1 rRNA gene is annotated in these 2,724 nt (G+C 56.0%); it reads right to left on the bottom strand.

From position 1 onward, the window contains the following. Window positions 1-53 precede the first annotated feature (53 nt). Window positions 54-2,724, bottom strand: a 23S ribosomal RNA gene (locus tag LXN57_RS47500); the annotation flags it as partial.

Here is a 2,724-nt window from a genome sequence, read left to right as displayed (position 1 = left end):
GTTGTTCGTTTGCTGTGAATCACACAGTGGACGCGTTGAGCAAAAAGTTTAAGGTGGTTAAGCCCTCGGCCTATTAGTACCGGTCGACTGAACCAGTTACCTGGCTTACATCTCCGGCCTATCAACCCAATAGTCTGTTGGGAGCCTTACCCACTCAAGGTGGTGGGATACCTCATCTCGAAGCGAGCTTCCCGCTTAGATGCTTTCAGCGGTTATCCCTTCCGAACGTAGCCAACCAGCCGTGCCCCTGGCGGGACAACTGGCACACCAGAGGTTCGTCCGTCCCGGTCCTCTCGTACTAGGGACAGCCCTTCTCAAGTATCCAACGCGCACGGCGGATAGGGACCGAACTGTCTCACGACGTTCTAAACCCAGCTCGCGTACCGCTTTAATGGGCGAACAGCCCAACCCTTGGGACCTGCTACAGCCCCAGGATGCGACGAGCCGACATCGAGGTGCCAAACCATCCCGTCGATATGGACTCTTGGGGAAGATCAGCCTGTTATCCCCGGGGTACCTTTTATCCGTTGAGCGACACCGCTTCCACACGCAAGTGCCGGATCACTAGTCCCGACTTTCGTCCCTGCTCGACCCGTCAGTCTCACAGTCAAGCTCCCTTGTGCACTTACACTCAACACCTGATTGCCAACCAGGCTGAGGGAACCTTTGGGCGCCTCCGTTACCCTTTAGGAGGCAACCGCCCCAGTTAAACTACCCACCAGACACTGTCCCTCGACCCGATCAGGGCCGCAAGTTAGATACCCAAACCCAACAGAGTGGTATTTCAAGATTGCCTCCACCCGAACTGGCGTCCGAGCTTCACCGGCTCCCACCTATCCTACACAATTAAATTCGGATACCAATGTCAAGCTATAGTAAAGGTCCCGGGGTCTTTCCGTCCTGCCGCGCGTAACGAGCATCTTTACTCGTACTGCAATTTCGCCGGGCCTGTGGTTGAGACAGTGGGGAAGTCGTTACGCCATTCGTGCAGGTCGGAACTTACCCGACAAGGAATTTCGCTACCTTAGGATGGTTATAGTTACCACCGCCGTTTACTGGCGCTTAAGTTCTCCGCCTCGCCCCGAAAGGCTAACAGGTCCCCTTAACGTTCCAGCACCGGGCAGGCGTCAGTCCATATACATCGTCTTACGACTTGGCATGGACCTGTGTTTTTAGTAAACAGTCGCTTCCCCCTGCTCTCTGCGGCCATACCACGCTCCCACCGCAAGGGTGTTCACGCGTCCGGCCCCCCTTCTCCCTAAGTTACGGGGGCAATTTGCCGAGTTCCTTAACCACAGTTCACCCGTCGCCTCGGTATTCTCTACCTGACCACCTGTGTCGGTTTAGGGTACGGGCCGCTCGGAACATCGCTAGAGGCTTTTCTCGGCAGCATAGGATCAATGACTTCACCTGAAACGGCTCGGCATCACGTCTCACCCATCATGCAGTGCGGATTTGCCTACACTGCGGGCTACACGCTTACCCCAGGACAACCACCGCCTGGGATCATCTACCTTCCTGCGTCACCCCATCACTAAACTACTACCCCACAAGGTCCCAGCTCGCCTGCCATAAACCCGAAGGTCGCCGGCACTAGAGGTGGTTAGTACATGAAGGTTCGTCTTGGGCGTTCCTTTGCGGGTACGGGAATATCAACCCGTTATCCATCGACTACGCCTCTCGGCCTCGCCTTAGGCCCCGACTCACCCAGGGCGGATTAGCCTGGCCCTGGAACCCTTGGTCATCCGGCGGAAGAGGTTCTCACTCTTCATTCGCTACTCATGCCTGCATTCTCACTCGTATGGCGTCCACGGCTAGATCACTCTGCCGCTTCACCCGCCATACGACGCTCCCCTACCCATCCACACACTTGGACCGACTCCCTCAAGAAGCCAGCCGAGTAAAATGTGAATGCCACAGCTTCGGCGGTGTGCTTGAGCCCCGCTACATTGTCGGCGCGGAACCACTTGACCAGTGAGCTATTACGCACTCTTTAAAGGATGGCTGCTTCTAAGCCAACCTCCTGGTTGTCAATGCGATCCCACATCCTTTTCCACTTAGCACACGCTTAGGGGCCTTAGCTGGTGATCTGGGCTGTTTCCCTCTCGACTACGAAGCTTATCCCCCGCAGTCTCACTGCCGCGCTCTCACTTACCGGCATTCGGAGTTTAGCTGATTTCGGTAAGCTTGTAGGCCCCCTAGACCATCCAGTGCTCTACCTCCGGCAAGAAACACACGACGCTGCACCTAAATGCATTTCGGGGAGAACCAGCTATCACGGAGTTTGATTGGCCTTTCACCCCTAACCACAGGTCATCCCCCAACTTTTCAACGTTGGTGGGTTCGGTCCTCCACGCAGTCTTACCCACGCTTCAACCTGCCCATGGCTAGATCACCCCGCTTCGGGTCTAGAACACGCGACTACAACGCCCTATTCAGACTCGCTTTCGCTACGGCTACCCCACACAGGTTAACCTCGCCACGTGCCACTAACTCGCAGGCTCATTCTTCAAAAGGCACGCCATCACCCCGGACCCCAAAGGACCCTAAGGCTCTGACGGATTGTAGGCGAACGGTTTCAGGTACTATTTCACTCCCCTCCCGGGGTACTTTTCACCATTCCCTCACGGTACTCGTCCGCTATCGGTCACCAGGAAGTATTCAGCCTTACCAGGTGGTCCTGGCAGATTCACAGCAGATTCTAGGAGTCCGCTGCTACTCGGG

This window comes from Paractinoplanes hotanensis, from assembly GCF_023717965.1.
Classification (GTDB): domain Bacteria; phylum Actinomycetota; class Actinomycetes; order Mycobacteriales; family Micromonosporaceae; genus Actinoplanes; species Actinoplanes polyasparticus.
The sequence above is the reverse complement of the archived record's forward strand: the minus strand, read 5'-3'. Positions and strand labels throughout refer to the sequence as shown.